The following is a 6,570-nucleotide window of genomic DNA, read 5'->3' as shown; positions in this document are numbered from 1 at the left end:
CCGCCGGCCCCGCTCCCGCCGGCCCCGCTCCCGCCGGCCCCGCTCCCGCCGGCCCGCCCTCGTCCAGGGCACTCCCTGCCCCCGCCCCTCCCGGCAACGTTTGCCCTTGGGGCAGGTGGTTGCCACTCCGGCACGTAGTCGGCGCGCCCGGTGCGGCCGTGGCAACGCCAGTGGCGCCGTCGCGCCGGGTGCCGCCGCGGTGGCGCCGGGAGACGCGGCGCGCGGCCGTCGGTGCGGCGGCCCCGGGTGGCGGTCGGTGCGGCGGCGCGGCGGATGCCGCTGCGGCGGCCCCGGGTGGCAGTGGCGCGGCGGCGCGGCGCGCGGCAGCGGGAGCACCGTTGGCGGCGGCGTGGCGGCCCCTGGTGGCGGTTGGTGCGGTGGCGCGGCGGATGCCGCCGCGGCGGCCCCGGGTGGCAGTGGCGCGGCGGCGCGGCGCGCGGCAGCGGGAGCACCGTTGGCAGCGGCGCGGCGGCCCCTGGTGGCGTTAGCGCGGTGGCGGCGGCGGTCGGTGCGGTGGCGGCGGCGCGGCGCCCCCAGGTGGCGGTAGCGCGGTGGCGGCAGGCGGCAACGGCAGCACCGTTGGCGGCGCGATGGGGCCGCAGCAGCGTCGGTGCGACCGGGCGGCTCCCCCGCGGTCAGTCGTCGTTCTGCAGGTGTGCGCTGATCGGCACCACCAGCGGCGTCCCGGAGACCGGGTCGGGCAGGACCTTCGCCGAGAGGCCGAAGATCTCGTCCAGCAGCGGCTCCGTCAGCACGGCCGACGGCGGCCCCTGCGCGATGATCCGCCCGTCGCGCATCGCGACCAGCGTGTCGGCATAGCGGGCGGCCAGGTTCAGATCGTGCAGGACCATCACGACCGTCGTGCCGCGGTCGCGGTGCAGGCGGTGCACCAGGTCCAGCACGTCGATCTGGTGGGCCAGGTCGAGGTACGTGATCGGCTCGTCCAGCAGCAGCAACCCGGTCTCCTGCGCGAGCGTCATCGAGATCCACGCGCGCTGCCGCTGGCCGCCGGACAGTTCGTCGACCACGCGGTCCGCCAGCACGTCCATCCCGGTCAAGCGCAACGCCGTGGAGATCGCCTCGTCGTCCGACGTCGACCACTGCCGGTACCAGCGCTGGTGCGGGTGCCGCCCGCGCGCCACCAGGTCGCCGACCGTCAGGCCCTCGGGCGCGACCGGCGACTGCGGCAGCAGCCCGACCACCTTCGCGACCTCACGCGTCGGCAGCTTGTCGATCCGCTCGCCGTCCAGCAGGACCGCGCCCTCCCGCGGCGCCAGCAACCGCGCCAGCGCCCGCAGCAGGGTCGACTTGCCGCACCCGTTCGGGCCGATGATCGCGGTGATCGTGCCGTCCAGGACGTCCAGGTCCAGGCCGTCGACCACCAGCCGCTCGCCGTACCCCAGCTTCAGGCCCTCGGCCCGCAGTCGTGACGTCATGCTCGTGCCTCCCGGCGGCTCCGGACGAACAGGAAGATCAGGTAGGGCGCTCCGAGGATCGCGGTCAGCACCCCGACCGGCAGGTCCGGCAGCAGCAACCGGGTCAGCAGGTCCGCCCCCACGGTCAGCAGCGCGCCCAGCACCATCGACCCGAACAGCGGCGGCTGCGCAGTCTTCGCCAGCCGCACCGCGATCTGCGGCGTCGCCAGCGCGACGAACGTGATCGGCCCCGCCGCGGCGGTCGCGATCGCGGCCAGCGCGGCCGCCAGCAACAGCAGCGCACCACGGGCGCCGTCGACCCGGATGCCCAGCCCGCGCGCGGTGTCGTCGCCGAACTGCAAGCCGCCGACGGTGCGCCCGCAGATCAGCGTGATCGGCACCAGCACGGCCAGCGCGATCGCGACCGGACCGACCGAATCCCACCCGACGTCGGCGAGGTTGCCGACCAGCCACGTCGTCGCGCGCGCCGCGTCGTTCACGTCCCCGGCGGCCAGCAGCCAGTTCACGATGTTGTAGCTGATCGCCCACAACCCGATCCCGATCAGCACCATGCGGTAGCCGTCGATGCCGCGCCGCCACGACAACGCGTAGAGCAGCACGCCCGCCAGCAGCCCGCCGATCAGCCCGGCGACCGGCACGCCGAGCGCGCTCACCATGCCGCTGACCTGGCCGCGGTACCCGCCCGCGACGATCGCGGTCACCGCGCCGACCCCGGCGCCCCACGTGATGCCCAGGATGTCCGGGCTGGCCAGCGGGTTCCGCGCGACCGACTGGAACAACGCGCCGGACAGCCCGAGCGCGGCGCCGACCAGCACACCGGCGAGCGTGCGCGGCAGGCGCAGGTCGAAGATGATCCCGCGTTCCCGCCGGGTCCCGCCGCCGAGCAGGGTCTCCAGCACGTTCCAGATCCCGATGTGGGAACTGCCCATCCCGATGTTGATCGCGGCGACGAGCACCAGCAGCACCGCCGCGATGACGACGACCGCGACCAGTCGCGGCTTGACCGTCCACGCCACCGGCCCGGCGGCCAGCACCTTGCGAGTCATACCTTGCTCAGCCCCCGCCGCCGCACCAGCACGATGAACACGGGCGCCCCGATGATCGCGAGCAGGATGCCCACCTCGAAGTTGTCGCCGGTCAGCACCCGCCCGAGCACGTCGGCCGTCAGCAGCAGCACCGCGCCGAGCAGCCCGGCCACCGGCACCAGCCAGCGGTAGTCCGGGCCGGTGATCGCGCGGGCCAGGTGCGGCACGACGAGCCCGAGGAACGCGATCGGCCCGCACGCGGCGACCGCCGAACCGGTCAGCAGCGTGATCGCGGCGACGCCGAGCACCCGGGTGCGTAGCACGCGCTGACCGAGCGCGGTCGCGACGTCCTCCCCCAGCGCCAGCGTGTTCAGGCCGGGCGTGTTCATCAGCGCGAGCAGCAGGCCGGCCACCAGGAACGGCGCGATCTGACCGGTGATCGCGAAGTCGCGCCCGGCGATCGACCCGATCCGCCAGAAGCGGTAGATCTCCATGCCGCGCTCGTCGCCGAGGATGATCGCCGACACCAGCCCGTGCAGCAGCGCGCTCACCGCGGCGCCGGCGAGCGCGAGCGTCACCGGGGTCGCGCCCTTGCCGCCGACCGCGCCGAGCAGGAACACCGCGACGCTGGCCAGCAGCGCGCCGGCGAACCCGAACCAGATGAACCCGTAGAGGCCGTCGATCCCGAGCACCACGGCCGCGAACACGACCGCCAGCGCCGCGCCGTGCGTGACGCCGAGCAGACCGGGATCGGCGAGCGGGTTGCGCGTGTGACCCTGCATGAGCGCGCCCGCGACGCCGATCGCGAGCCCGACGAGCAGGCCGAGCACGGTCCGCGGCAACCGCAGCGACCGGACGATGATGTCCGATTCGGACCCGGACGGCTGGGTGAGCGCCGTCCACACCTCACCGAGCGGGATCGACTTCGTACCCAGCGCGACGCTCGCCGCGCAGATGAGGACCAGCAGGACGGCGAGCCCGCCGATACCGGCGAGACGACGCTGTCTCCGCGTCCGTGGCCGGGCTGTCGCCACCACCGTCACTGATGTCGCCTATCCAACTCGAGCTTCCAAACGGGACAAACCGCATCCTATGCTCCGCGTTAGGCAAGGCTAACCGAAAGAGAGATCACGATGACGAGACCGTGGCGAGCAGCACTGGCGCTGGCCGTGACCGCGAGCCTGACCCTCACCGCGTGCGGGGGCGGCGGCGACGAGGCCACGCAGGAGAGCGGGGCCGGCCAGGCCGGGTTCCCGCGCACCATCCAGCACGCGATGGGCTCGACCGTGCTCGAGGCGCAGCCGAAGACGGTCGCCGCGCTCGACACCAGCTACGTGGACGCCGCGCTCGCGCTGGAAGCCCAGGTCGTGGCGTACACGAAGTACCGCAACTTCGACCAGCTGCCCGAGTACCTCGGCGAGGACCGCCGCTTCGGCGAGGGCGCCAAGGTGATCGGCCCGCTGGAGACCCCGGACGTCGAGCAGCTCTACGACATCAAGCCGGACGTGATCGTGTCGGCGAAGGTGCGGCACGAGAAGTACTACGAGCAGTTCACCGGGGTCGCCCCGACGGTCTTCTCCACGACCACCGGCGCGATCTGGAAGGACAACATCCGGCTGCTCGCGCAGGTCCTCGGCAAGGAGCCGCTGGCCGAGCAGAAGATCGGCGCGTACGAGCAGCGGGCGCAGCGGATCGGCCAGGAGATCGCCGCGAAGCTCGGCCGCGCGCCGACGGTGTCGATCGTGCGGTTCGTCGAGGGCGAGCCGACCGTGCGCCTCTACAGCAGCGCGTCCTACCCCGGCATCGTGATGGCCGACGCGAAGCTGTCCCGCCCCGCCGGGCAGCCGGACGCGACCGACAAGATCTCGGTGAACCTCAGCCAGGAGGACATCGCGAAGCTGGACGCGGACGTCATCTTCGTGTCGTCGTACCAGGACGAGACGAAGACGGCGGAGGACCCGAAGGCGAAGTTCCAGGCCAACCCGCTGTGGGCCACGCTGAAGGGCAAGATCGTCGACGTCTCCGACAGCACGTGGTTCAGCGCCGTGAGCCTGCAGGGCGCCTCGGCGATGCTGACCGACCTGGCGAACCAGTTCGGCGTCACGCCGTGACCCGCGCGGGGCCGCGTCCGATGTGGTCGCGGCCCCGCGGCTCTACGGTGGACCCATGATTTTCATCACTGCGAAGTTCCGGATCCTGCCCCAGCACGCCGACGACTGGCCCGACATCGCGCGGGACTTCACGCTCGCCACCCGCGCCGAGCCGGGGTGCCTGTGGTTCGACTGGTCGCGCAGCGTCGAGGACCCCAACGAGTACGTGCTGGTGGAAGCCTTCCGCGACGGCGACGCGGGTGCCGCGCACGTCCAGTCCGACCACTTCAAGGAAGCGCAGCGGACGCTGCCGCCGCACCTGGCGGAGACCCCGCGGATCGTCAACTTCGAGGTGCCGCAGGAGGACTGGTCCGAGCTGGGCGAGATGGCCGTGCAGCGCTGACCGCTCCAGCTGGCGGCGCCTTGGGTGCGTCCCCGAGGCGCAACCGGAGCGTCCAGCCTGCCACCGGCCAGGACGACCCAGTTCTCCGCCGCGATCCGCCGGCACGTCGCCCGGAACCGCAGTCCCGCCCGGGAACTCCGCCAGCGCAGACTCGAAGCGCTCGACACCGGCCGCACGACCTCTGCCGTGGGGCCCCGCAGGTCAGGCCGCGGCCAGCGAGTTCATCGTCGCAGGGGGTACCGACGAAATCGGGCGCTCGCGCGCTAGGCGCGCAGGCCGTCGGCGATGATCTTCGCCAGTGGGCGGCCCTGCGGGGCCTGGCGCTGGATGGCGAGGTAGCCCGCGAGCAGCGCGGTCAGGTCGCCGGGTTCGACGTCCGCCCGCACGGCGCCCGCGGCCTGCGCCCGCCGCAGCAGGTCGGCGAACGCGGCGCGGAACTCGGCGCGTTCGTCCGACGCGGCCTTGAACGGCAGTCCGGTGCTCGCCTCCAGCGCGTCGCAGAGAGCCTTGTTCAGCAGCGCCTGCTCGGCCACCACGTCGAAGAACTCGAAGAACGCCGCGCCGGGGTCGGGCGCGTCGAGCCGTTCCCGCGCCTGCCCGGCCAGCCACGCGATCCGGTCCAGCACGACGGCCTCGAACAGCAGTTCCTTGCTGGGGAAGTGCCGGTAGACCGTGCCGGCGCCGACCCCCGCCCGCCGGGCGATCTCGTCCAGCGGCACCGACGGGCCCTCGTCCGCGAACGCCTCCTGCGCCGCCGCCAGGACACGGGCGCGGTTGCGGCGCGCGTCGGCGCGCAGTCCGGTGCGGCTCGCGGGGGTCGTCATCGTGTCCGATTCTAGCCGCCGGCGGTCACGGTCGGGTCCGCGAACAGCCCGACCAGACCCGGCCACGCCCCGGGCACCAGCAGCACCGCCAGCACCGTGAACACCGGCACGACCAGGAACTTCTCCACGCCCTTCCCGGTGCGGAACCGCAGGAACGACGGCGGCCGCAGCTCGTACCAGGTCTCCCCGGCGATCGGCACCGGGAACAGGAACGGGCAGCCCGACTCGGTGAGCGCGTCGCCGAGGCAGTGCACGAAACAGCCGACCGCCACCGCGATCCCCAGCCAGCCGGTCAGCTGCGACAACTCCGCCGCGGCGCTGGCCGTCAGCGCCCACCACACGACCCCGCCGCCGGCGACCAGCAGCAGCCAGTCCCCCAGCGCGTCCGCCGCGAGCAACAGCGCGAACAACACCACCCCGGCCACCACGTACCAGCCGCCGGCCCGGGTGCCGTACGTCGTCGCCACGCCGAGGCCGATCGCGAACAACAGCGTGTGCGACAGGTGCCGGTGGCTGCCCCGGCCCCGCTCGTCGCGCGGCCCCTTCGTGACCTTGTACAGCGCCGCCGAGGTGTGCCGGAGCAGCCAGCACACCAGGCCGGTGATCGGCCCGAGCAGCTTCGAGGCGCGGGCGTGCGGGTGGTCGAGGTCCGGCAGCAGCGCGAAGCCCGCGGTCGTCGCGGCGAAGGCCAGCGCCTGGTGCACGGAGCCGGCGCCGATGGCCGGGGCGAGCGCGAGACCGGCGCACCAGCCGGTGAGCGCGTGGGTGGAGCCCATCATGGAGAAGATCTTG

General features: G+C 73.5%; 7 protein-coding genes. 2 read left to right on the top strand and 5 right to left on the bottom strand.

Annotated elements, in window-relative coordinates:
• Positions 1 to 635 precede the first annotated feature (635 nt).
• The 3 genes from ABZ215_RS02485 to ABZ215_RS02475 are packed head-to-tail and all read right to left on the bottom strand — an operon-like array spanning position 636 to position 3,504.
• Positions 636 to 1,436, bottom strand: coding sequence for an ABC transporter ATP-binding protein (locus ABZ215_RS02485; RefSeq protein ID WP_237338405.1), 801 nt, complete (start codon positions 1,434 to 1,436; stop codon positions 636 to 638).
• Positions 1,433 to 2,482: an iron ABC transporter permease gene (locus ABZ215_RS02480; protein WP_020416552.1), complete on the bottom strand. Its 1,050-nt coding sequence runs from the start codon at positions 2,480 to 2,482 to the stop codon at positions 1,433 to 1,435. The genes ABZ215_RS02485 and ABZ215_RS02480 overlap by 4 nt, the downstream gene beginning before the upstream one ends.
• Entirely contained in the window at positions 2,479 to 3,504 is a 1,026-nt protein-coding gene (locus tag ABZ215_RS02475) for an iron chelate uptake ABC transporter family permease subunit (protein ID WP_354947174.1), read from the bottom strand. The genes ABZ215_RS02480 and ABZ215_RS02475 overlap by 4 nt, the downstream gene beginning before the upstream one ends.
• Before the next feature lie 90 nt (positions 3,505 to 3,594).
• Between ABZ215_RS02475 and ABZ215_RS02470 the strand changes: the two genes are divergently transcribed.
• Entirely contained in the window at positions 3,595 to 4,572 is a 978-nt protein-coding gene (locus ABZ215_RS02470) for an iron-siderophore ABC transporter substrate-binding protein (RefSeq protein ID WP_354947172.1), read from the top strand.
• Between the two features lie 55 nt (positions 4,573 to 4,627).
• Positions 4,628 to 4,954, top strand: coding sequence for a putative quinol monooxygenase (locus tag ABZ215_RS02465; RefSeq protein ID WP_020416549.1), 327 nt, complete (start codon positions 4,628 to 4,630; stop codon positions 4,952 to 4,954).
• A 263-nt stretch (positions 4,955 to 5,217) separates the two neighbouring features.
• Here the strand turns inward: ABZ215_RS02465 and ABZ215_RS02460 are convergent, their stop codons facing one another.
• Positions 5,218 to 5,778 carry a helix-turn-helix domain-containing protein gene (locus tag ABZ215_RS02460; protein ID WP_354947170.1) on the bottom strand — a complete coding sequence of 187 codons (561 nt, stop codon included), beginning with the start codon at positions 5,776 to 5,778 and terminating at the stop codon, positions 5,218 to 5,220.
• Positions 5,779 to 5,789: 11 nt separating this feature from the next.
• The gene (locus tag ABZ215_RS02455) at positions 5,790 to 6,557 is read right to left on the bottom strand and encodes a metal-dependent hydrolase (RefSeq protein ID WP_354947168.1); all 768 of its coding nucleotides are present in this window, start codon (positions 6,555 to 6,557) and stop codon (positions 5,790 to 5,792) included.
• Positions 6,558 to 6,570 lie beyond the last annotated feature (13 nt).

It is taken from the genome of Amycolatopsis sp. NPDC006131 (genome assembly GCF_040614175.1).
GTDB classification, from domain to species: Bacteria; Actinomycetota; Actinomycetes; order Mycobacteriales; family Pseudonocardiaceae; genus Amycolatopsis_E; species Amycolatopsis_E tucumanensis.
Note: the sequence above shows the minus strand (reverse complement) of the source record. Positions and strands in the feature narration are given on the sequence as shown.